Source organism: Blautia stercoris, from assembly GCF_054657695.1.
The window spans coordinates 417,982-443,469 of record NZ_BAAHYF010000001.1 but is presented as its reverse complement, the minus strand read 5'-3'; the positions used below and the strand labels follow the sequence as shown (position 1 = coordinate 443,469).

Here is a 25,488-nt window from a genome sequence, read left to right as displayed (position 1 = left end):
AACGTTGATGTTTTATCAAATGACGCTAAAAATAAAAAGAATAATGCAGGGGGTGACATTATTAGTTATCGCTGTAATATTTGGATAAAATATAAATAAAACATAAAAAATATAAATAAATTATAAAATGGCGACAGTTTTTTCTTGTTCAAGTGTTTATTATATAGAGGACAAAATAAGACAGCAAAGGAAGTGGTGCTGTTGCATCGGAAAAATGACACAAAATTAGTGATGTCCATTCGGGAAAAGAATTGAAGGGGATTCTTTTCCCCATTTGTCGTGTTACGAAAGACTGAGGGTAAGAAAATATGCTAGAACTTGCAATCTGTGATGATGACATCATCCTATGTAATTGGTTAGAACAGAAGCTGCTCCATTATGGGAAAGCGAATGACTGTCAGATATCTATAGAAATATACTATTCTGCGGAGCAGCTTCTTAACAGGCTGGAAGAAGAATCCTACGATATGTTATTCCTTGATATTTGTCTGGAACATGAGAATGGAATTGATATCGGAACGGAGATACGAAAGAAAAATTATGGAAAAGAACTGCGGATTACCTATATTTCAACATATCAGGAATATGCTATGAAATTATTCCGTATTCATCCATTTGATTTTCTTGTAAAGGCAATCCGAGAGGAAGAACTTTTCCGGGTGATAGGTGAATTACGGGAACTGTTAAAAGAACGGAAGAAAATATTTGAATATACGGATACAAAAGGAATCCACAAGATTTCTTATGACAAGATCCTGTATTTTTATAGTCTGGGAAAAAGAGTACATATCGTGACATCGGAAAAAGAATATGAATATCGAGGAAAATTAAAGGATGTAGCGGATGTAACAGAAGAATATTTCTTACTGATTCACAAGTCCTATCTCATCAATATGGAACACGTGGAGCATTACGAATATGACAACGTGGTTATGAAAGACAAGACACGTCTCAGTATCAGTAAAGCAAATCGCAAGAAGGTCAGGGAAAGACTATTACAAACGGAGAAGAAAAGATTATGAATATCCATTTGATCACTTATCTGACAAGTAAATTATTCTGGATTTATACTGTGTTCCGTTACAATACCATCCTGTATCCAAAAAATGAGGATACACAAAAGCTATTTGCATATTTTTGTGCATATCTGCTTTCATGCTGGGGAAGCATGCAGTGGGGAACGATGTACGGAGATCTGATCTTTGAGCTGATAGCTCTGTTAATTATAACAGTGGCATATCAGGCAGACTGGCAACATCATGTCTGGAATACACTTATGGTATATATTATGGGAATTTTATGTGATGGGATTCCAATCGTGTTCTTTCAACGGTATGCGGTAGCAAGAAATCCGGTGCATCATCACATGGGACCGGGAACTATTGTAATGGGAAATTTTATATTCTTTTTACTGGAAGTCATTATTGAAAGAAAAGTAGGTGTAAAGAGAAGTTATTATATAAAGAACCGTCATTGGCTTGCTATGCTTTCTGTCCCGGTGATCAGCATTATAGTCTGTATCAGGATATTGCTGCCAGACAGAAGAGGTGTGCGGTCTACGATTGTATTATTCTTACTGTTTATCAATGTGTTTATTTTCTATCTGCACGATGAGGTTCAGAAAAGTTATATTGAAACAGCAAAACAGGAAGAGATGAAAATTCAGATGAGCCAGTATGCAAAAGAACTGGAGATGATGATGAAATCACAGGACAGGCTGAATAAGATACATCATGATTACAAGCACCATCTTACAACAATAGGGGCAATGGCAAAAACGGGAGGAAATGAAGAGATTCTATCGTATCTGAAACAAATGGAGAATATAGCCGGAACAGCCTTATGTCATCATTTATATACAGAAAACCGTAATATGAATAATCTGCTGAATTATATTTTGGAAGATTCGAAATCAGTAATTGAAAATCCGGAGATTTCTGTAGAAATACCGAATCATATAGGGGAAGAATTATTTGATATAAGTATAATAGTGGGAAATCTTATGGATAATGCTATTCGTGGGACAGCAGCTTCAGATGAAAGGAGATTATCGTTTCAGATGTATTATGGAAAAGGAATCATGAATATCCAGATTGAGAATAGCATAAAAGATACACCAAAAGTGCGGAATGGAATTTATCTGACAACGAAAAGCAGGAAAGAAGGACATGGAATAGGATTACAAAATGTGAAACTCGTAGTAGAAAAATATCATGGTCAGATGGAGATCTGCCATACGGAGAAATCCTTTCAAGTGAAAATATTATTATATATGAAATTAGATGAAAAATAGTAAGGCGATGGTGTCTTACTATTTTTTTCGACCGATTTCATCTATTTTTGCCACCTCAAGGGGCATTTTTACCATTTATGAAAATTTTGTGATTTTTTAGATTATAGTAGTGCCAAAGTCAGAAAAAAGGAGGGTAGCGGTTATTTTGTAAAGGAATTATAGAAAAAGATTACAAGAGGGAGAAAGAGACTATGAAGAGATTTCGAAAGTCGGCTATAGCCTTAGTACTTGCACTCCTGATGGCACTACAGGGAACAGAGCCTATTTTTGTACAGGCAAAAGAGGCCATTGAGGATGTACAGAAGAATGCAGATTTCTCCAGACCAGAGGCTTTGACGGAAGAGGAAGCAGGGATTACAGATTCCACATCTGGAGAACAAGATAAGAGTCAGCAGTCTGATGCGGACGTACAAAATGAAACGACGCCATCAGAAGATACAGAGACGCAGGAAGAACAGACAACTCCAGCGGAAGAAACAGAAGAAAATCCGCAGGAAAAAGAAGTGGAGTTGAAAGAACCACAGGATTACTATCCGATTCCAGAAGAACCGGAAGGTGAACTGATTGATTATGATGCCATTTCCAAGACTTATAAGACAGGGGACAAGCAGTATACAACCGTTTATGGAGGTTATGTCGGAACTTATAAGAATGAGGATGGAGATACCGAGCTGGTTGATAATACACTTGTAAAACCAGAAGAAGCAGATACTCCGGCATCCGAAGAAGAACCGGAAGCCAGCAGTGTAGTGGCAACTGAAGAAAAGGAAGAGAAAACAGAAGTTTATCAGAACAAGGCAAACGATTATGCTATCCTTCTTCCGGAACAGATGTCAGAAGAGAATGGTGTAACGATTGAAAATGGAAAGACCAGAATCGGGATCATTCCGGTAGATGGAGATTATACACATTCCGTTATTAAAGACAATGCGATCCTTTATAATGAAGTTTACGAGGGCGCAGATGTTCAGTATACAGTACTGGATTCCAGCATTAAGGAAGATATCGTACTTCAGCAGCCAACAGACAGGGAAGTCTATGAATACGAGCTGCAGATTCCGGGGTATCAGGCAGAAGTAAAAGACAATCAGGTCTATATCTATCCGGAAGGGAAGACAATCAAAGATGCGAAGTATCTTCTGGAGACGCCATCAATGGAAGATGCTGCCGGGGAAATCAGTTTCCTGATCACATTGGAACTTCGGGAAGAAGATGGAAAAACAATCCTGACCGTAAAACCAGATAGGGATTGGCTTTCGGCAGAAGAACGTCAGTATCCGGTCAGGATCGATCCGACACCAGTAGAGATTCAGAAGAGTTCCTTTAACATGATCGGTGTGGAAGAGGGAAGTCCTACCAGTCAGATTGGTGACAACAATTATCCGTATGTCGGATTTGATGATGGTATTAAGTCTGGGAACCTTGCAGGATTTGGTACTGCACACCAGAACTGCCGGACTTATATCAAAGTAAATTCAAATTTTAGTCAGATTCCGAAAGATTCCAAAATTGACAGTGCAACATTTGCAGTCAGTCAGAAAACTGCATACAGTGGTGGTGCATCCCAGTTTGGACTTTATCGTGTAGATCAGTCGTGGAACACCTCCATCACATGGAAAACAAAACCAGTAAATCTTACGTTTCAGGATGTACAGAATGCAAGTACCAGCAGGAACAGCTATATCAATTATGACGTCAAAGATCTGGTCAATGACTGGGTGCAGGGAACTCATGCGAATAACGGATTTGCACTGGTAGCCATTGCCGAGGCAAATAACCTTGGAGCTTCTATGCAGTGTGAGGTACTGAATAACAGGGCATCCGTTTATGGACCGAAACTCAGCATCCAGTGGTCACCGGCTGAAGATCCATATCTGCGAGATATGTCACTGGATGAAACAACGATCCTGCTTCGCCCGATGACAGAAAAGAATACAAATGGAAAGCTGAAGTTTGATGCCGTATTTGCAGACGGAATTGCAAAGAGCAAATCTACAGTAGAATATTATCTGCTTCCAGATGAGGAAAATGAAGAACATCACGAAACAGATGCAAAACCATTGTATTCCTATCCAGACAGTACTGAATACAATAAGCAGTTCCCGGAGGCGAATAAGTATTACAGCAAAGATTCCAACTGGCAGAGTGCACTGTATTCAGGGCTGACGAAGGACAAGCTTTATAAGATCAAAGCAAAAGCATCGAAAGAGATTGATGGAAAGCTGGAAACAGGAAAAGAAGTGACCAGTGACAGCTTTGTGATCTATGAAGTGAAGCAGTTTGATACATTCCCGAAGATTGCAAAATATTATGGTGTTCCGCTTAAGAACATTATGAAAGACAATCAGGTTATGGACGCACTGGTAGTCGCAAATAACACGATCTTTATCCGTAACCCACAGACAAATGTTCCATATAGTCCTGCACCGCTTACCGATCAGGATAAGATGCGGATTGACGGAGCATTGATGGGAAGAGGCCTGCACTGTGAATTTGGATTTGAACCAGTCAACTTAAATACTGGTAACTTCTACATGGATCAGTCCGATGCGACGATGAATGAACTGAATGGAGAATTCTCCATTACAAGAAGCTACAATTCCAAAGGAACAGACCAGCATTCCATGTTCGGACGTGGATGGAGCTTTAACTATGACCAGTCACTTTCTCAAATGGAGGACGGAAGTCTTCTGTATATGAGAGGGGACGGAAGTTATCTGATCTTTGATAAGAATGAAGATGGAAGCTACACTGCTCCGGATGGTTATGTATATGATTTAAAAGCAGTCAGCTATAAAGATACAGACCATGACTACATCGGATGGGAACTGACAGATGCGGATCAGAGCGTCTGGTCATTTGATAAATATGGAATTTTACGTTATGTAACGGATGTGAATGGATTTAAGACAGTATTAGATTATGACGATGATTATAATCTGAGTAAGATTACAACACCATCCGGAAAAACATTCGGGGTAAAACAGGATAAATTCGGGCATATCAAGGAACTGTCTCTTCCAGATGGTGGAAAAGTTTCTTACAAATATGATGAGCAGGGAAATCTGATATCTGTAACAGATCCGAATGGAACAACAAAAGAGTACAAATATGATGATGACAGCCGTATGACAAGCTGGAAAGATGAGAATGGCAATACGGTTGTAAAGAATACTTACGATAAAGAAGGAAGAGTTGTAGAGCAGACTGATGCAGAAAAAGGAACGGCAACTTTCAAGTACGGAAAGAGTTCTACTACAACAACGGATAACGAAGGAAATAAGACCGTTTATCATTATGATGATCAGTACCGCACAACATCCATTGAATATCCGGATGGAACAACCTGTGAAAAGACTTATAATGCAGAGAATCAGCTTGCTTCCGAAACGACAGCAGCCGGAACAAAAACTTACACTTATGATACATTTGGCAATGTAGCAACGGAGACAAGAGAGGATGGAAAGACAGCCTCTTATACTTATAATGAGCAGAATAAGCTGACCAGTGCAACTGGATATAACGGAGCAACGGTTACTTACAGTTATGACGGTAATGGAAATATGGTCACATCTACAAAACCGGATGGAACAGCCATTACCTATACTTACGATGACAAACATCGTATGGTATCCCAGACAGACGGCAGAGGTGTCACAACAACGTATTCGTATGACGGACCGAACATGACCGGATATGTGGATGGAAATGGAGCAGCATGGGGATTCACGTATGACGCGATGAATCGTGCAGTTACCATGACAGATCCACTTGGAAATGTAACCTCGAACAGTTACGATGCGAATGGCAATCTGACTTCCAAGACAGCAGCCGATGGCGGTGTGACCGCTTATACGCTGGATGGTGTGGGAAATATTACAGCAAGTACTGACGCACTGGGGAATACCACCACTTATACTTATGATAAGATGTACAACATGACCAGTGGTACAGATCCGAAAGGAAATCAGATCAGCTACGTTTATGATAAGAATTATCAGCAGGTCAAAGCAACCGATGCAAAAGGAAATACAATTACTTATAAGTATGACAGCATGGGACGTGTCATAGAAGAGAGTAATAAAGATTTTGGAACAAAGCTCTATGAATATGACAAAGCAGGAAATCTGAAAAAATATACCGATGGAAATGGAAATGCAACCGTATCCAAGTTTGATTCTCTTGGACAGGTGCTTCAGTCCAAAGATGCAGTTGGTAATATAACCAAATATGAATATGACGCATTAGGAAATGAAACCAAGATTACTTATGGAGATGGAAGCAGCCATTCCAAGGAATATGATAACTGCGGAAGACTCGCTAAAGAGACAGATGAATTAGGTGCAGTTACCACTTATACTTATGATGCGGCAGACAATCTGGTATCAAAATCAGATGACAGTGGAAGAACCTGGACTTATACCTACGATAATACAGGAAACCGCTTAAGTGAAACCAACCCAGAAGGTGGAACTACCACATATACTTATGATAAAGCAGGAAATCTGGTATCTTCTACCGATGAAGAGGGAAGAACAGATACTTATGCTTACGACAAGGCAGGAAATCTGACTACATCCAAAGATGCCCTTGGATATACCGTATCCATGAAGTATGACTTAAATGGAAATCTGGTATCCTCTACCGATGAAAATGGAAATACCAGTACCATGACTTACGATGGTAATGGAAACATGACATCGGTAAGCGATGCAAAGGGCAACATTACAGCAATGAAATATGATTCCACCGACAATCTGGAACAGACGGTGGATGCCCTGAAAGGAAAGACCACTTACGAATACGATTCACAGGGCAACAGCACAAAGATGACAGATGCCCTCGGCAATGCGTATAGTTATGTGTATGATAAAGAGGGAAATAACACATCCATAATACTGCCGACAGGGGACAAGGTGCTGATGGAGTACGATGCCATCGGACAGCTTGTAAAATGTACGGATGCACAGGGACTCGTAATTACCTATCAATATGACGGAGCAGGCAACCTGATCCATTCCTCCGACAATGGTGGAAACAGTATGGATTATACTTATGATGGTGCCGGAAATGTACTGACACAGACCGATGAACTTGGCAGGACAGCAACATACAAGTACGATCAGTACGGCAGACTCCTGAAACTTACTGAAGCAGACGGAAGTATCACATCTTATGAATATGATGTTATGGACCGCATTACAGCGGTAACGGATGCGGAAGGTCATAAAACAACCTTTACCTACGATAAAGTCGGCAACCAGTTATCCATGACAGAAGAAGAGGAAGCCACATATAAATACGCTTACGATAAGAAAGACCGGGTTATTTCTCAGACAAATCCACTGGGAGCATCCAGCACCTTTAAGTATGACGGAAATGATAATGTGACGGAATCTGTCGATGAAAACGGTACGGTTACCAAGTATGCTTACGATAAAAATGACAATCTCGTATCCCAGACAGACGGAAATGGAAATACGACAACCTACCAGTATGATGAACTGGACCGCAAGATCGGTGAGACTTCTCCGTTAAAAGAAACAAATGAATACCGTTATGATGCCATTGGAAATCTTACCAAATCAAAAGATCCGATGGGACTCATTACCGAATACAAATATGACAGCCTGAGTAACATGACGGAACAGATTTCTCCAAAGGGAGCAGTTACCAAATATGATTACGACAAGCATGGCAATGTCATTTCTGTAACGGATGCAAAGGGAAATGAGACACAGTACAGTGTTGATCTGAATGACAATGTCACAAAGATGACACAGGCGAATGGTGGAGAGTATACCTATAGTTATGATAAAGCCGGACGTCTGAAGAGTATGACCAGTCCACTGGGTTATACTAAAAATTTCTCTTATGATAAAGTGGACAACGTGGTAAAAGAAAGCGACAGCTTAAAGAGTACCACTACTTATACTTACGATAAGCTCCATAACATGAAGTCTTCTACCAATGCACTGGATGGAACAACCAGCTTTTCTTATGATAAGTATGGCAATCTGGTGAAGGAGACAGATCCGCTTGGACGGAGCAATACCTACAGTTATGACCTGGCAGGTCAGATGACTTCTGCAGCTGATCCGCTTGGTAAGATAACTGCTTACACTTACGACCCGGCAGGAAATATTACTGAGATCACCAAACCGGGTGGAAGAAAGACCAGCTATGGATATGATAAGAATTATAATGTTACATCTGTAACAGATCCGATGGGCTATGTTGCAAAGACAGTCTACGATAAAGACAACCGTGTAACAGAAGAGACCGATGCACTGGGGCAGAAGGAATCCTATACCTATGATAAGGACAGCAGGGTAACTTCTATTACAGACAAGCGTGGATTCACAACGGGATTTGATTACGATGCACATGGGAATATTCAGGTTGTTACAGATAAGACCGGATTAAAGAGCCATCTGGAATATGACAAGAATGACAACCTGACCAAAGTAACTGATGCCCTTGGCGGTGTAACAACTTATGGTTACGACAACATGGATAACCTGGTGACCTTCACCAATGCAGCAAATAAGACAACGAATTATACTTATGACTTAGAAGGCAACCTGACATCCATCAAAGATCCGGCAGGAAGAACGGAGAAATTCGACTATGATGAAAAAGGCAGACTGACCGGACATACACAGGCAAGCGGCAAGAAAACCACGTATGATTACGACAAACTGAATGACCTGTTGGAGAAATCTTATCAGGACGCAAAAGGCGAGACATCCGAAAAGGACGTGACCTACGCATATAACAGTGCCGGGGAACGGGTATCCATGAAGGATCAGACAGGCAAGAGCAGCTACGAATACGATGCACTTGGAAGAATCACCAAAGTGACAAGCGGTTCGAAAAAGGATGTCAGCTACGTTTATGATGACGCAGATAATCTGCAGGCAATCGTATACCCGGATGGGACAAAGATCAGCTATGAATACGACTTAAATGATAATCTGGTAAAACTGACAGACCGTAATAGAAAAGTAACCACTTACAAGCATGATGCACTGAACCGTGTGACAGAAGTTACTAGAAGTAATGGAACAAAGACGGAAGTATCTTACGATGCAGAAGATCATATCACAAAGATTGTGAATACCTGTGGTTCCTGCGGCAAAGTAATCAGTACTTATGAGTACAAGTACAATGATCAGGGATATGTAGTTGGAGAAACAGCTACGGAACTGGAAGCTGGAACAAGAAAGACGCCAAGCTGGGAAGACTGGTACAACTGGGGCGATACACAGAAAGAGACAGACAAAGCAGACTGTGAGCATCAGGAAAAAGAGATCCAGACGACACGTACCTATGAATACGATGACAACTGGGAACTGACACGCTGTACAGAAAAAGCAGAGGGCGGTAAAAAGACAGTCCATAATTATACTTATGACAAGATTGGAAACCGGACCTCTTACGAGAAGATCGAGGATGGTGTCAGCAAAGCAAAATATAACTATAAGTACAACGATTCCAACCAGCTCATCAAACGCACCAATGCAAAGATCTGGGGCGATCCGGGAACAACCTACAGCTATGATAAAGATGGCAATCTGATTCAGGAATGTGATAAGACAAACAGTGCAGATCCGGTTACTTATGAATACACAGCAGAGAATCGTTTGGCAGTAGTAAAACAGGGTGGAACAGTCCTGATGGCAGCCATGTACGATGGAGATAACAACCGGGTATTCGAACTTGATAACACCTATAAATGGGAAGACTGCTATGGCGATGAAGTCCTGATCCCGGCGAACCAGCGTACCGAAGATGGAAACAGCCCGAAAGAGCAGCTTGCCTCTCTGGTAAAAGGCGGTTCCAATGCCAAAGGATACACACTGACAGAGTATATCAACGATATCAATCGCGAGAATACAGAAGTCCTTGCAGAGTATGGAGCAGACGAGAAAGTACGTCAGGCTTATACTTATGGAGAAAGTGGAATCGGAGAACGGGTAAGCGTTGATAAATCGGAAGAAAGCAGTTATTATTTATATGACGGAAGAAACAGCGTGACCGGAATCCTGACCGAAACAGCTAATCTGACGAACAGTTATCAGTATGATTCATACGGTAACCTTACATCAGGAACAGCAGACGGTGTCAATTACTACGGTTACAATGGGGAGTCCACAAATGTAAAAACAGGACTTCAGTATCTGCGGGCAAGATACTATAACGCAGAGAACGGAACCTTTACAACTGAAGATAGTGACCTTGGAACGACAGAAAATCCATTGACCAGAAACCGCTACGATTATACGACCAATAATCCGCTGAATTACAGTGATCCGACAGGACATTCATTGTGGAGCAGGATTAAGAGTACAGCTAAAAAAGCAGCGAAAGCAGTCAAGAGTGTCGGCAAGAAAATCGTTAATACTGCGAAAAAGGTAGTCAAAACAGTAGTAAATACAGCTAAGAAAGCAGCAAAAACTATTGTTAACACAGTGAAGGGGGTAGCAAAAACTGCCAAAAATGCAGCTAAACATGCAAAACAGACATATCAATCTGTGAAAAATCGTGTAACCAGTAGCAGTACATATCAAAAGATCACATCCAGAGGAAGTCAGTTTATTCGTTCTGTAAGCAATGGGGTACAGAAAATTGGAAAAACTTATACATCTTTCAAATCCTATGTTTCAGAAAGAACGGCAGAAATCCGCTCAGAAGTGGTACGACATATGTGTACGACAACAAATCGTATTACAGATAAGCTTGGAAAAGTAGACTGGAATGCGGTGAAAAAAGTAGCCATTGGTATAACTGCGGTTACAGTTTCTGGTCTTGTAGTTGCTGCAACAGGCGGTTTGGCTGCAGGAGCAGTTCTGGCAGCATTGCCAGCAATGGGTGGCTTAGGAACGGCGATGGTTTCAGGAGCAGTTATTGGAGCTATTGGTGGAGCTTCATATAGTGCAGTGAATTCAGGTTTGTCTGGAAATAGTCTGAAACAAGTAGCAAAAGATACGTTAGTCGGTGGTATTGCAGGAGCAGTGACAGGTGGCGTTATGGGTGGCCTTAGTTATGGGGCTGGGAAACTTTTGAATGTAGTAAGGAGTGCAGGAAGTACCCATAATGATGGGATTGATAAATCGTTTAAAAAATTAGTTGCAGAAGTAACCGAAACAAAATTGCCAGAAGGCACTTGGGAAAAACCACCATTAGAGCGAGGAGATATTATTGACAAAGCTATGGGAAATAACTTGGGACACAATTTCCCGACCATAGATAAAGTAGAAAATGGTGTTGTGACTAGTGTTAAAAGCCGAGACTTAGGTGCAAAGACTTATCAAAATGGTAATAAATTGGAAAAGGTAATTGTCAAGGACATTAATAAAGTTTCAGGATTTATAGGAGAAACATTTAATGGTAAATTTGTTAATGCGGAAGAAATAGTGGGTAGACAATTACAAGTAGTTGTTCCAAATGTAACATTAAGCGAAGCTCAGATAAATGCAGTTAATAATGCTACAAAACATGGTATTGATAAAGGTGTTAAACTCATTATTACAGTAGGAAAATAATAGCAAAGTAAATAGCTTAAGGGGAATATTTTATTCCCCTTAAGTAATAGAGAGGAGAAAACGGATATGATTTCTGTATATTATAATCAAAAATATGGTTTCTTAATTGTGCCTAATGCCATTGAAAGGTTTATGGGATGTTATATTTCTATCGAACCTACAATTGAAATTATGGCTGAAGAAACAATAGATAAGATAGGCTGTGCAATTAGAAAAGGAATAAAAATTGCAGAAAGTTCCCCAAAAGTAGACGAATCTCAATTAAACAATTTTTGGAAACAAACAAAATATAAAAGTTTTCCAACATTTTCCAAGAATTATCAAAGAATTGATTTGAAACAAAATGGAGATGAATTAGAAATTAGAAGATGGGAACGGAATAATAGAGGGGGATATTCGCGAAAAACGGAAGAAAAAGATTATATTAATTTTATAGAAATGTCGGATTATGAATTGGGCTTGTTTATAAAAAAAATGTTTGAACCATGTGAAATTAGAATTGATGAAACAGAAAGATTTGAAACATTAGAGGGGAAAATAATTAGTTATTCGATTCCAAATGAGCATTATAAAAATATTGGTGATGGTCATACAGATTCTTATATGACATATAGAAATGAAGATTATGATAAGTTGTATATTTCTTTTTTGATAGGTGATGGAACTGATTGTACAGATGAAGTAAGCATAAAAAATCATTACAAAAAAATATACAAGCAAATGTCGAATATTAAATTTGAAAGTAAATGTAATAAAAAATATGTACATTTTTTAACAGAAAATGGAGAAGTATTGCTGAGTTTTATTGATAATGGTTATGTGGAGTTTTTTATGTGCATTCCATATAATATTGAAAGAAAAGTTCAAAAGGAGTCAATAGAACAGTATTTAAAAATGTTATTTTCGATAAAAATTGAAGATAAATAAAGCGTGAAGGAGAGAATATGCAAAAGAAGAATTGTGTTTTGTGCATAAGTATAGGAATTATAGTATGTATATTGTTATCAGCTTGCTCCAGACAACCAGACTTTGATGCCAAATCCTACGTCCAAAGTTCTCTTGATGCACACTATCATGGAGAATATAAGGACTATGCGAATCTGTTAGAAATCTCGGAAAAAGATGCCAAGAAAGAAATCGAAGAGGATTTTAATGAGAGTATCCAACAGCAATTTGATGATTCCGATAACATTACGGATAAAGGAATTGCTGATTATGCGGAAAAACTGACAGAAGTAAAGAAACTGGCAAAATACAAAGTACAAGATGTGAAAGAAGAGGATGGAGTCTATACAGTAAGTGTACAAGTTGAACCATCCAATGTATTTCAGACATTGCAACAAAGCTCTACAGAGGTAAGCAATGAAAAAATAAAGCAGGGATTGGATGGAAATGATCCGGAAGTCTTTGCAGCTGTATTAACAGAAAGTGTCCAGAAGAGTCTTGAAAAGAACAGATATGGAAAAGCTGTTACTGTAAACGTATCCGTGGAAAAAGATAACTCAGGAAAATATGGTCTTTTGGATACAGAGATGAATAAGTTGGAAGCAGCGATGTTCCCAACAGAATAAGAATGAATGGAAAGCTATCAGAGGAAAAAAACTGGTAGCTTTCTTTTAAACTCCAAGACAAGAAAACTTGTTAAAAAAGCTATTGTAATAGTAGAAAAATTATAATAAATAATGGATGACAAGAGTCTTTTATTCATTATGAGAAAAAGAAGGAATCTCCTATGAACCAACAAGAAATATTCACGTAAGATGGAAAAAAGTGCTGTAATCGAAGAGGTTGCAGCATTTTTTTCTTCGACATTTTTCGAACATTATAACGTACCTATCCGGTCACCGCCATGCTCCGATTTGATTTCTATATCAAAAATCAGATCGGAGGAAAGATAAATGGCTTATAACAAGACAAGTGAAGAACGAAAGTGGAATTATTGGAAAGAACAGGAAGAAAAGAAATTGCGTGAACTGGGAATGGAAGAAGAGAAGATCCAAAAGCTGCGCCAGATGGACAGGGAAGACTTTCTGGAAGAGCGCAGATACCGGGAACATCTGGATGAAACGATGCAGGATATGGATTCCATAAAAGAAAAGGACAGCGAGCTGTTTGCAAGGGATGTAAAGGAGCTTCTGGATCACATAGGTGATAAGCGAATCTATGAACTATTGAAAGAAACGGAGCATCAGACACTGGAAATCCTCTTACTCAGTACATGGGGATATTCTGGAAGAGAAGTTGCTAAGATTATGGGAATGGCAGAACAGACGATTTATACCAAAAGAAACCGTTTGAGAAAAAAATTAAAAAATTTATCAAAAATTGAATAATTATGGCGTTTTTCGTCGGCTATTTAATAGGCAGGTAAATTTTGCCAGTGTACTTTGACAACCTCATACCAGCATTACAGGTACGTTCCCGTAAGTAGAAGCGTGGCAGGAAGACGCGAGGACAGATGAAAAGGGCATGGAAGAAATTAGACCAGAAAGTGAGAGGCAGAGTTCTTTTGTGGCGTTTTCGTTTCGAGCGAATCATCTTTAACTGAAACAGGACCGTGGCGGTCTTTTGCGAGGATCACTTACGAGGGGATAATGATACATAGGAACTGCCAGTGAGCAGAGGATGGACTTTGGGTTGTAATCAGCAAGACTTTTAGAAAATCCGTGAGCGGTGCAATGCCAAGCATCCGCCTGTAATGTTCCCGTAAGGCAATGGGGGAGTCGAGGACAAATACAACGCCAAAAATCAAAAGTATAAGAAATCAAGGAAGAATGTGTCGTTGATATCAGATACATACGGCTGTAGGGAGAAATCCTTTACAGCCGTATTGATGTGATATCAGCACGCATATCAGGTAACAAATTATGTATTACACAAGAGAATATCTCAATAGAGCGCATCGAGAAATTGATACTATTTTCCGAGTGCTGTTCCCGGAACATGGAATGGCAGTAAGGGAAGAACAGATTATGTTATGCCACAAAATGCTGGATAACCTGCTGGGAAGAAACATAGCACTGTGTGACGCGGGTGTCGGTATCGGCAAGACGTATGCCTATCTGGTGGCCTGTGTTCTGATGAGAAAATATTCCCTCCTTGCAGAAGGATGTTCCCCTTATGAGCAGCGTCCGGTCGTGATATCCACTTCCAGCATTGCACTCCAGAAAGCAATTCTTACAGAATATATCCCTTTTCTCTCCCGGATTCTTCAGGAGAACGGGACGATTCAGGCCCCTATTAAAGCTGTGATACGAAAAGGGAAAGAGCATTTTGTCTGCGATGAGAGGTTGGAGCACCGAATCGTTGCAATCGAAGAAAAAAACAAAAATGCGTTGCAGAAAGAAGCTCTGCTGTCGTTGAAAGAACATTATGATATGGACGAAGTGTCCAACTTAAGTGGGTTTGACAGAAGGATGGTGAGTGTACCGAAGTTCTGTTCGGGAGACTGCCCGAAAAGAGGCTCATGCAGGTATCAGCAGTATCTGGAGCGTTCCAGAGATCATGAAATGTTCATTCAGATCTGTAATCACAATTATCTGCTGGCTGATGGTTATCACAGGCTGCAGGATTACCGCCCGTTATTAAAAGACTACCGAGCATTGATTGTCGATGAAGCACATAAGCTGCCGGATGCGGCAAAGCAGATGTTTGGGAAGAGCCTCTGTTATGACGATATCCGAGAAATCTGCTTTTATCTTGGGAATGAGTACCAAGGCCCGGAGATAAGAAAACTGTCCGGGACGATCCGGATGGTGCTGGACATCATAGGAGAAAACCACAGAACCAGATATGGGATAAAAGAAGAATTCCACATGACAGAAGAGTGTGCAATGTATTTATATGAGGGGATACAGACCATGAATAAGATCATAGAAAAATTAGAAAAGAAGATTCCAAAGTGGATCAGAAACAAGCTGGAAGAAACCAAAAGTGTGCTGGAATGCTTTTTCCATCAGGATAAGAAGTATGTGCTGCATCTGAAGCAGGACCATGACCACCGGATTATATTGTGTGCATCCAGCAGACGGATTCCACAGTATCTGGACCAGATGTTATGGAGCAGAGGAATGGGAGCGATTCTGACAAGCGGAACTTTAAAAACCGGACAGGGATTTTCCCACATTCGGAAAATGACAGGATTACAGAGAGTGCGGAGAGTCCGGGAATATGTGGCAGACTCCCCGTTTGAATATCAGAAGAACTGTCTGTTATATCTGCCAAAGAATTTGAAGACATGCAGAAGAGAAAGTCAGGAAGAGGCAGAGATGATAGCAGACCATATCCATTCACTGATCTGTTCGACTTACGGGCATACGCTAGTGCTGTTTACATCTTATCATTTGATGGGAAACGTTTACCAGATGTTAAGGGATGAAATTCCGTTCCCGATGATAGAGGTGTGGAGACATTCACCGGAAGAGATCACAAGATTTAAACAGATGGACAATGCTGTCCTTTTTGCAGCCGGCTCCTGTTGGGAAGGAGTAGACTTCCCTGGAGATATGGTATCTTCGCTGATTATAGTAAAACTGCCCTTTGCTGTTCCTGATCCCATCAGTGAAGCACAGAAGAAGGAATATGCCAGCCTGAAAGATTATATTCAGGCAGTGATTGTTCCAGACATGCAGAAAAAACTAAGACAGGGATTCGGACGTGCTCTCCGCACCGAGACAGATACTTGTGTCGTGTCCATTTTAGACGAGCGTGCAGGAGAAGGTGGCAGGTATCATGAGGAAGTAATGTGTGCGCTTCCGAGCTGCAAGATGGCAAAAGATATCAAGGATGTCCAGCACTTTATTCGAAACCGGAAAGGCGTGGAATACTACCTGTAACCGTTCGTGGTTCTGCTACAGAAAAAGCAGATTTTGCACGAAAAGTTTGGTGGTATTTCAAGGGCGTTTTCGGTGGGATTGTTGGTATTGATGAATAGCTATTTCGGCATGAAGTGGGTATACTGTGTATAGCGTTAGAGGAAAGGAGGCAGCTTATGATATACAAGGTGGAAACGATAAAAGATGGAACAGAAAAATATTTTTTCATCAGAAATCTGGAAACAATGAGTATTGAAGAACTGCCAAGTAAATATCTAATGCATAAGATTAAATGTAAACGTTCACCAAATACAGTGAAACGCACAGCATTTTCAATCTGCTATTATATGAAATATATGGCAGAGAAAGAAATGGAACTCACAGAAGTCTATCAGTTAGATTATGAAAAACAGACAGAACACTTTGTGGAATTTTTATACTGGCTTAAAGCCGGAAACCATACAGAGCAAACGGCTGGAGAAAAGAAGTGTCCGAATGAAGGAACCTGCAACGCATACTTAAAAGATGTGTTCAGGTTCTATTTATTTATAGAGGCAGAATATGAACAGTACGGAAGTCTCAAAACCTTATCGTATAACCAGATTATAGCGGTTAATCAGGTGGGAGTAAAAAAGGTACTGCGGAATCATTCTTTTAAAGCCTATCTGAAGGAAGAGGAACATCGTGGGAGAACAGCAAAAGAAAATCAGATTATTACAATTTTACAGGCCTGTACGAACCGAAGAGATCAGCTTCTGTTACTTATGTTAGCAGAAACCGGATACAGAATTGGGGAACTACTGGGAGTAAAATATGTCAAAGATATTGATTATAGGAATCACATGATAAGGGTATGCTTCCGGGAAGATAATGAAAATGAAGCGAGAGCCAAAAATGCGGAATACAGAAGTGCCAAGATAAGTAATGATACGTTTGAATTTCTCATGGATTATCTGGCAAAATATCGGAAAATCCTGCAACATCAGGATTACCTGTTTGTGAATATCATGGGTGAGAACATTGGAAAGCCATTAAGAGTGGACAGTGTATATGATATGTTGGACCGAATGGAAAAGAAAACCGGAGTTAAAATCACACCCCACATGTTACGTCACTATTTTGCAAATATGCGAAAGCAGGCAGGATGGGAACTGGAAATGATCAGTCAGGCATTGGGGCATAAACATTTGGATACGACTATAAAGTATCTGGACTGGCTGGATGATGAACTGATAGAAGCAAGTAATGAGTTTTATGCACAACACACTGCTATTTATGGGGCGGAACGTCTGCTGGAGTAGGGAGGTGTGAGAAATACCTATATATTTATTGCAACAGGCAGAACACATAACAGAATCTGAAGTAGATATTGAGAAGAAAAAGCAGGAACTATATTCAGAAATTGATGCACTTGGAATAAAAAGCGATTCAAGAATTAACAAATTGAAAAAGTTCTTGGCAGATAGAAAAATCTGGCATCTGGAAGAAATGGATTATCCTTTGCGAAATTCGTATGAACAATATTTAAGAGGACAGATACGATCACAAATTGTATCTTTCTATTTGAAAATATATGATACGGTAAAACAACAACATATCTATCAACAAATGCAGACGCTAAATGGAAAGCGGATATATGAATGGAAATATCAAAATAAAATTTATTTTCTGAAGTATTATCCGGAAAAGGAAATAGCTGAGACCTTTGAAACTTCTTATAAAACAAACCTATTGGTGTGGGATTTTACACAAAATTGTTCAGAAGTTTTAAAGAAACAAATTTTTTATACGTTGAGTCGTATCATTGCCAATACTTCAATGTCTAAGGCTTATAGAAATGTCAGGTTAAAATCCTTAAAACTTCTTTATGATTCTTGTGTTCAGTTAAATATTACGGATATTGGATTGCTGGAAATGGAACAAGTGGAAACTATTTTAAAGAATTTTCCCGAAACGAGTCAACGAAGTATTTTAGGTGAATGCAGAAGAGATGCGTTTATGCAGCAGGAACAGATCCAATGGGAAGCAAATGTATGGTATCTGGAACGATTACATCTTGGAAAACATCGGATAGACGAAAGTAAATCCTTAATTAGCATTTCTTTTATGGAAGTCAAGGAAATACAGAATCGAGAAATTTTACAGGCATACATGAAATATGAACTGGGAATTACTGGACAGGCAGTCAGCACGATTGTACGAAGATTTGTATGTATTAGAAATTTTATTGAACTGCTGGAACAAGAAAAGATACTGGCGATTCATGCAACTGTCGCAGAAGTAAAAAAGTATGCAGACGGCTTGCGAGAACGGGGAATACAGGCAAAGGGATTTAATGAAAGAATTTTCGGTATCGGTCATTTTTATAAATTCATGGAAGTTAAACAGTATATTACAAGAATGCCATTCCGAATTGAATATTTCCAACAAAAAGAAGTAATAGTACATCATGATCGTAGCGTTGAGGAAACAGTATATATGGAAATTTTGAAAAAATTATATCTTTTTCCAGAGCGATTACGATGTATGTTCCTACATCTGTGGTGTCTAGGATTACGGGCGAGTGAAGTGTGTACATTGAAAGGAAATGCTTATTATCAGCAGGGCGAGGATTATTGGATTCAGGTGTATCAGGTCAAAATGAAGAATTATAAAAGGATTCCAATCCCACAGGCACTTTATCAGATTATGAAAGTATACTTGAAAAAACATGAAATTCAGCCTAAAGAATTCATTTTTAAAAACAGCAGAGGTGGTGCTTGTCTATATGGTACATTCCGAACTCAGATGATAGAAGCGTGCCGGGAAAATAAGATTGCAAATGGAGAATATTTATTTCAATCACACGATTATCGACATACAGTAGCAACTATGTTTTATGACAGTCATGTATCACTGCAAAGTATCAGGGATTATCTTGGACATACTTATGAAGAGATGACAAGACAGTATATTGATTATATGCCGCAAAGGATTGCAAAAGCAAATGATGAGTTCTTTGAAATGCAAGGAAGTAGTTTAGCATCATGGCTAAAGAAAGAGGAAAAAGATGGAAAATGATATTATATACTTCAGCGATTTCCCCAATTTACAAGAAACAGGGACACGTAAGGATAATGGAAAATTTGATTTAACGTTGCTTCCAACGCAAGAATTAAAGGAAGAGTTTCGAGGTTATATTATGTATCGCTGCAAAAACGGAACGTTTAGAGCATTGATTCAGGATCGAACAGCTTATAATCATATTGCAAAGTTTTTGAACAGCAGAATAAATCGGAGAATCAAAAGCCTTGGAGATAGAAATCCAGAAAAATGGATATCACTTTTAAAAGGCTGGATGTTAGAACAGGGAATAACTATTGTAAAAGAAAAGAAGAGTGTGTATGGTACAGTAAGCTATGGCGAAGCAGTGACGATATTATATTTCAGAAACGTACTGAAATTTTTAGGGCCAGAAGATTTACGGGATGAGATAGAAAAAGATGTTTGGGAACTAAAAAATCTGGATATTAAAATCAGATCCAATCCAATTTATAATGTAAAAACACTGGATTTCAGAAAAATATATCAGCCAGATATCAGGGAAGAATGTAAGAAAGCTGTTTATATGAATCTGCAGTATGAAGCAATAGGAACTGTACAGGGAGAATTGACAATAATGAGGATATTCTCAGAATATCTCCAAAAAGAGTATTCCAAAATAAAAAGCTGCAGTGAAATAGACAGAGAAGTGTTGGAAGAATTTTTGATACATCTGTCAACAAAAGATACTTCCCATAGTGCGAATAGTTCTTATGTAATTTCATTAAGACGACAGTTAGAGACAATCGGAAAAATTTACAGCTATGAAAGATTGGAGCATTTATTTATTAATACGGATATTCCACCGGAAGTAAATGCAGAATTTAGAGTGTATTCTGATGATGAAATGAAACGACTGAATGCGGAAATTACACAGATGGATGTACAGATTGCAAGATGTCTTCTGATACATCAGATGCTTGGAACTAGGATATCAGATACCCTTACACTGAGACCAGATTGTCTGACGAGAGAAAATGGCCAAGATATGATTGAAATATATCAAGTTAAAACTAAAAGATATAAAAAACCGATCAGTAAAGAACTTGCAAAACTGTTACAGAGTTCTATTGAATATACACAGGAAAAGTTCGGTGATACAGAATACATATTTGTTAATGAAAAAGAACCTGACCGCCCGATGCAGTATATGGCTATAAAAACAAAAGTCATGTCCATGATACAGGAAAAGCAGTTGAAAGATGATCATGGCGAATTATTCGGGTTTGGAACGCACATGTTCCGGCACTACTATGGCGTCAAACTTACAGAAATGCATCTGGATGACTGGACGATAGCGAGACTATTGGGGCATAAAAGACTGAATAATGTACAGCATTACCGGAAAATGAGCAATCAAAGAATGGCAGACGAAACCAGAGAAGTAAGACAGAGGATGAGTGACATCATATATATGAGTCTGGCAAGATGGGGTGAAGAATATGAGCAAATACGACAAGATGATTGAGGAAAATCAGAGAAAAAGTAAAGAGAAAATTGAACTGGCATTGCAAGCAATACAAGATATGCTGGCAAATAAAGAACGTATCAGCGTTCCAAAGCTGATGAAGAAAACTGGATTGTCGAGAGGATTCTTTTATAAAAATCCAACCGTCCGGGATACATTGAACCAAGCAGTAGAGCAACAGGCCGGAATGATAGATCCAAGAAGAGAAATTCTGAACATGGCGATGGAAAAACAGATTGAACTGTTGAACCAGAAGGTGGCAGCTCTGAGCAGAGAAAATAAGGAACTGAAGAGAAAGAACGAAAAGTTACAGAAGGCATTACGGAAACAGGATTTGAATTTTATTAAGAACTTATAACATTGAAAATAATAAGATGGAAGAGATGTGTGCAGACACATCTTTTCATCGTTGAGGATAAAATATATAGAATGAGAATGGGATTGTTTTATGGTATACTAAAAGTGAAATGCTAACTTTGATATGAGGTATAAAACAATATGACAGAAATACAAATTAAAAATTTAATTAAAGAATATGAAAAAGAATATATTGAGTTTATGGAAATTGAGAAATTACCACAGTATAAGATAGATTTTTTTGAAATTAATGTTGAGGAAAGCGATGCAGCAGGATTCGCTTCAGCCGCCCAAGCTTACTATAATACGAAAACAGATGAACATATATTAAGGATATGCAAAAGTTCGGAAATACCAAGGTATATTGTGTTTCATGAATTTACGCATATTTTAGATACGGAAATGTATGCAAAGCAAGATTCTTGGAAATATATGGCTTTGTCTGGTTATACAGAATATCATGCAGCACAAGTTGAATTGATGATAATGTTAGGAGCAGATAGTATACAAACTCAAGATTTTTCATTTACAGTTGATGTTGAAATAGGTAATAGTACAGTTAGGAATTACCTAAACTCAAGACATCAATTAGTAGTGAATATGATGAATAGAACAGATTTTCCAAGAGATATTGAAGCATTAAAAACAACGGTAGGTGTGCTATATAATTATTTTGGAGTGCGTTCTATATGTAAAATGTATGCGAAAGATTATACTGAAGAAGTGGATAACACAATTATTATTCAGAAACTTTCAAAAGTATTATTTGAAGAGATAAATAGCTTTATGGTTGGATGGTTTAATGAAGCACAAGTAGAGCTGAGCTTTGTGTCATATATGAAAATAATGTGGCCTATGCTTCAAAGCTATTTTGGAAAAGAATGAAAGATAGTAACAGTAAACACAGTTTTGTATACAGTTAAACCCAGTAAAATCAACGCATGAGGGGAACTGGCTACATTTTAATTCCCGATCTGGTGGTATGTGGCTCCGACAATCATCAATACATTTTTAGAAGCTTATGATTTCAGTGGTAAAAAGATTGTGCTTTTTGCAACATCCGGAGGAAGTGGATTTGGGAACACTGTGAAAGAATTGCAGTCATCTGCACCAGACGCAATTATTACAGAAGGCAGACTGTTAAATCGTGGAACAAAACAGGAAATCTGTGAATGGGTAAACTCTTTATAAATAACAGCGTTATGGAGGTATATAGAATATGGGAAAAATAGTACAGACAGCAGGAAGAAATACACTTGGTGAATTCGCACCGGAATTTGCACATTTTAACGATGATGTACTTTTCGGCGAAAACTGGAATAACCAGGATATCGACGTAAAAACAAGAAGTATTATCACAGTGGTTGCGCTGATGGCTTCCGGAATTACGGATTCTTCTTTAAAATATCATCTTCAAAATGCAAAAAATCATGGTGTGACACAAAAAGAGATTGCTGCTGTGATCACACATGTTGCATTCTATGCAGGATGGCCAAAAGCATGGGCTGTTTTCAATCTTGCAAAGGAAGTGTGGGAAGCAGGCGAAAGAGATTTGCCATACGAAGAGGAAGCGATGCGTGCGCATGCTAAAGAGATGGCATTTCCAATCGGTGCACCAAACGATGGCTTTGCACAGTATTTTTCCGGCAGAAGTTTTCTTGCACCGATCTCTACTTCTCAGGTTGGAATTTTCAATGTGACATTTGAACCAGGATGCAGAAATAACTGGCATATCCATCATGCAAAAAGTGGAGGCGGACAGATCCTGGTATGTGTTGCCGGAAGAGGATATTATCAGGAGGAAGGCAAAGACGCTGTAGAAATGAAGCCAGGTGACTGCATCAATATTCCTACAGGTGTTAAGCACTGGCATGGAGCCGCACCGGATGAATGGTTTTCACATCTGGCAATAGAAGTGCCGGGCGAAAATAGTTCCAATGAATGGCTTGAACCGGTAAGTGATGAAGAATATAGAAAACTAAAATAGGAAGGTTGAAAAAAGTATATTTATAAGACAATTTGCATATGGAGGTTATATTTATGTTGAAAACAGAAGAATTAAAACTAGTATCTGAATGGGATAAAACTTTTCCAAAAAGTGAAAAAGTAGATCATGAGAAAGTGACATTTGCAAATCGTTATGGAATCACACTTGCTGCAGATTTGTATAAGCCGAAAAATGCATCTGGGAAATATCCAGCGATTGCTGTAAGTGGACCATTTGGTGCAGTCAAAGAACAGTGTTCCGGACTGTATGCGCAGACGATGGCTGAAAAAGGATACCTTACTATTGCATTTGATCCTTCTTTTACGGGAGAAAGTGGAGGCAATCCAAGATACATGGCTTCTCCGGATATTAATACAGAAGATTTCATGGCTGCTGTTGATTTCCTTTCTGTTCGGGAAGAGGTAGATCAAGATAGAATAGGAATCATTGGAATCTGTGGCTGGGGTGGAATGGCTCTTAACGCAGCTGCACTCGATACAAGAATAAAAGCAACGGTTGCATCTACCATGTATGATATGACAAGGGTAAATGCGAATGGGTACTTTGATTCTGAGGACAGTGAAGAAGCACGTTATGCGAAGAAAAAGTCGCTGAATACCCTCAGAACACAAGAATACTGTAAAGGCGAATATTCCAGAGCTGGTGGTTGTGTTTCTCTTCCGGTTCCAGAGGATGCCCCTTTCTTTGTAAAAGATTACAGTGAGTATTATAAAGGCAGATGTTATCATAAAAGAAGCCTGAATTCCAATGATGGCTGGAACAGTATTGGATGTATGTCATTTATGAATCAGCCAATATTAAAGTACAGTAATGAAATCAGAAGTGCAGTCCTCATTGTTCACGGAGAAAAAGCACACAGCTATTATTTTGGAAAAGATGCTTATGAAAATATGATTAAGGACAGCAAGTACACATCCAATAAAGAGCTGCTAACAATTCCAGGGGCTGTTCATACAGATCTTTACGATAATCTGGATGTAATCCCATTTGATAAAATCCAGAAATTTTTTGAAGAAAATGGAGTTGGTTAATTATGGTAAAAAAAGTATTGATCATATCGACAAGTCTTCGAGGAGGGAGCAATTCTGATATACTTGCAAATGAGTGTGCAAAGGGAGCAAAAGAAGCGGGGCATGATGTGGAACTTCTTTCTTTGAAAGGAAAAGATATAAAATATTGTATCGGTTGTCTAGCCTGCCAGAGGACTGGGATGTGTGTACAGAAGGATGATATTGCAGATATTATGGCAAAGGTAAAGAATGCAGAAGTTATTGTCTATGCAACCCCAATTTATTATTATGAGATGTGCGGTCAGATGAAAACACTTCTTGATAGATTGAATCCTTTATATTCGGCAGATTATTTATTCAGAGATATTTATATGATTGCAACTGCGGCAGAGAATGAGGAAAGTGCATTTGAGAAAGCCTATAATGGGCTGCAAGGCTGGGTAGATTGTTTTGAAAAGGCTTCCTTAAGAGGCATGGTCGGTGGCGGTGGAATTGATGCAGCAAATACAGCTGAGGATCATGTGGATATAATGAAGAAGGCATATGAACTTGGAAAAAATTTATAAGTTGATAAAATAATTCTAATTATTAAAACTAATAGTAACTCAATATTATCAATAGCAAAGCTATAAGTTTTCAAAAAATGGAGTCTTATAGCTATTTTTTTGCGCAAAAATAAAAAAATTTCTCCAACACCCTGTAAAAACACCGTTCTTCTTTTGTATATGTGAGAGATAAAAACAAAAAAATAAAATTTTTTGTTTTTGCCCACTGTATTTTACCCTCTGAGCGTTTCGTTATATGAGGGCGTAAAAAAGAAAGTCTGATGCAGTGGTAATAAATTGTTTTTGTGCTCTCAATTGAATCCAGGCCTGATTCATATGGAACAAGTAAATCAGAACAAAAAAA

The 25,488-nt window shown here is 38.8% G+C and carries 15 protein-coding genes and 1 pseudogene; all 16 read left to right on the top strand.

The annotated features are described in order from the left end of the window. Window positions 1-308 precede the first annotated feature (308 nt). The 16 genes and pseudogenes from ACYQ2D_RS02205 (at window position 309) to ACYQ2D_RS02130 (ending at window position 25,145) form a co-directional block, all read left to right on the top strand. Window positions 309-1,022, top strand: a complete 714-nt coding sequence (locus ACYQ2D_RS02205; protein ID WP_459784514.1) for a LytR/AlgR family response regulator transcription factor — start codon at window positions 309-311, stop codon at window positions 1,020-1,022. Next, the gene (locus ACYQ2D_RS02200) at window positions 1,019-2,293 is read left to right on the top strand and encodes a sensor histidine kinase (RefSeq protein WP_055215245.1); all 1,275 of its coding nucleotides are present in this window, start codon (window positions 1,019-1,021) and stop codon (window positions 2,291-2,293) included. Before ACYQ2D_RS02205 ends, ACYQ2D_RS02200 begins: the two co-directional genes overlap by 4 nt. Before the next feature lie 191 nt (window positions 2,294-2,484). Beyond that, entirely contained in the window at window positions 2,485-11,841 is a 9,357-nt protein-coding gene (locus tag ACYQ2D_RS02195) for an endonuclease toxin domain-containing protein (RefSeq protein ID WP_459784513.1), read from the top strand. 66 nt (window positions 11,842-11,907) lie between these two features. Next, entirely contained in the window at window positions 11,908-12,768 is an 861-nt protein-coding gene (locus tag ACYQ2D_RS02190; protein WP_007884653.1) for a contact-dependent growth inhibition system immunity protein, read from the top strand. A gap of 17 nt (window positions 12,769-12,785) precedes the next feature. After that, window positions 12,786-13,412, top strand: coding sequence for a hypothetical protein (locus ACYQ2D_RS02185; RefSeq protein ID WP_007884654.1), 627 nt, complete (start codon window positions 12,786-12,788; stop codon window positions 13,410-13,412). 327 nt (window positions 13,413-13,739) lie between these two features. Continuing rightward, window positions 13,740-14,174: a helix-turn-helix transcriptional regulator gene (locus ACYQ2D_RS02180; RefSeq protein ID WP_007886453.1), complete on the top strand. Its 435-nt coding sequence runs from the start codon at window positions 13,740-13,742 to the stop codon at window positions 14,172-14,174. Window positions 14,175-14,708: 534 nt separating this feature from the next. Further along, complete coding sequence (locus ACYQ2D_RS02175) at window positions 14,709-16,676, top strand: ATP-dependent DNA helicase (protein WP_110102393.1); 1,968 nt, start codon at window positions 14,709-14,711, stop codon at window positions 16,674-16,676. A 155-nt stretch (window positions 16,677-16,831) separates the two neighbouring features. Continuing rightward, window positions 16,832-17,956 carry a tyrosine-type recombinase/integrase gene (locus tag ACYQ2D_RS02170; RefSeq protein WP_006426957.1) on the top strand — a complete coding sequence of 375 codons (1,125 nt, stop codon included), beginning with the start codon at window positions 16,832-16,834 and terminating at the stop codon, window positions 17,954-17,956. Between the two features lie 28 nt (window positions 17,957-17,984). Further along, complete coding sequence (locus tag ACYQ2D_RS02165) at window positions 17,985-19,715, top strand: tyrosine-type recombinase/integrase (RefSeq protein ID WP_459784510.1); 1,731 nt, start codon at window positions 17,985-17,987, stop codon at window positions 19,713-19,715. Further along, entirely contained in the window at window positions 19,705-21,204 is a 1,500-nt protein-coding gene (locus ACYQ2D_RS02160) for a tyrosine-type recombinase/integrase (RefSeq protein WP_006426955.1), read from the top strand. The genes ACYQ2D_RS02165 and ACYQ2D_RS02160 overlap by 11 nt, the downstream gene beginning before the upstream one ends. After that, window positions 21,179-21,562, top strand: coding sequence for a DUF6262 family protein (locus ACYQ2D_RS02155; RefSeq protein WP_015513361.1), 384 nt, complete (start codon window positions 21,179-21,181; stop codon window positions 21,560-21,562). The genes ACYQ2D_RS02160 and ACYQ2D_RS02155 overlap by 26 nt, the downstream gene beginning before the upstream one ends. Before the next feature lie 140 nt (window positions 21,563-21,702). Then, complete coding sequence (locus ACYQ2D_RS02150) at window positions 21,703-22,446, top strand: hypothetical protein (protein ID WP_006426953.1); 744 nt, start codon at window positions 21,703-21,705, stop codon at window positions 22,444-22,446. A gap of 81 nt (window positions 22,447-22,527) precedes the next feature. Further along, window positions 22,528-22,752: pseudogene (locus tag ACYQ2D_RS02145) on the top strand (flavodoxin); the annotation flags it as partial. A gap of 28 nt (window positions 22,753-22,780) precedes the next feature. Continuing rightward, on the top strand, window positions 22,781-23,548 hold the full coding sequence (locus ACYQ2D_RS02140; protein WP_459784509.1) for a carboxymuconolactone decarboxylase family protein: 768 nt from the start codon (window positions 22,781-22,783) through the stop codon (window positions 23,546-23,548). A gap of 53 nt (window positions 23,549-23,601) precedes the next feature. Beyond that, window positions 23,602-24,600 carry an alpha/beta hydrolase gene (locus ACYQ2D_RS02135; RefSeq protein WP_459784507.1) on the top strand — a complete coding sequence of 333 codons (999 nt, stop codon included), beginning with the start codon at window positions 23,602-23,604 and terminating at the stop codon, window positions 24,598-24,600. 2 nt (window positions 24,601-24,602) lie between these two features. Beyond that, complete coding sequence (locus tag ACYQ2D_RS02130; RefSeq protein ID WP_459784506.1) at window positions 24,603-25,145, top strand: flavodoxin family protein; 543 nt, start codon at window positions 24,603-24,605, stop codon at window positions 25,143-25,145. Window positions 25,146-25,488 lie beyond the last annotated feature (343 nt).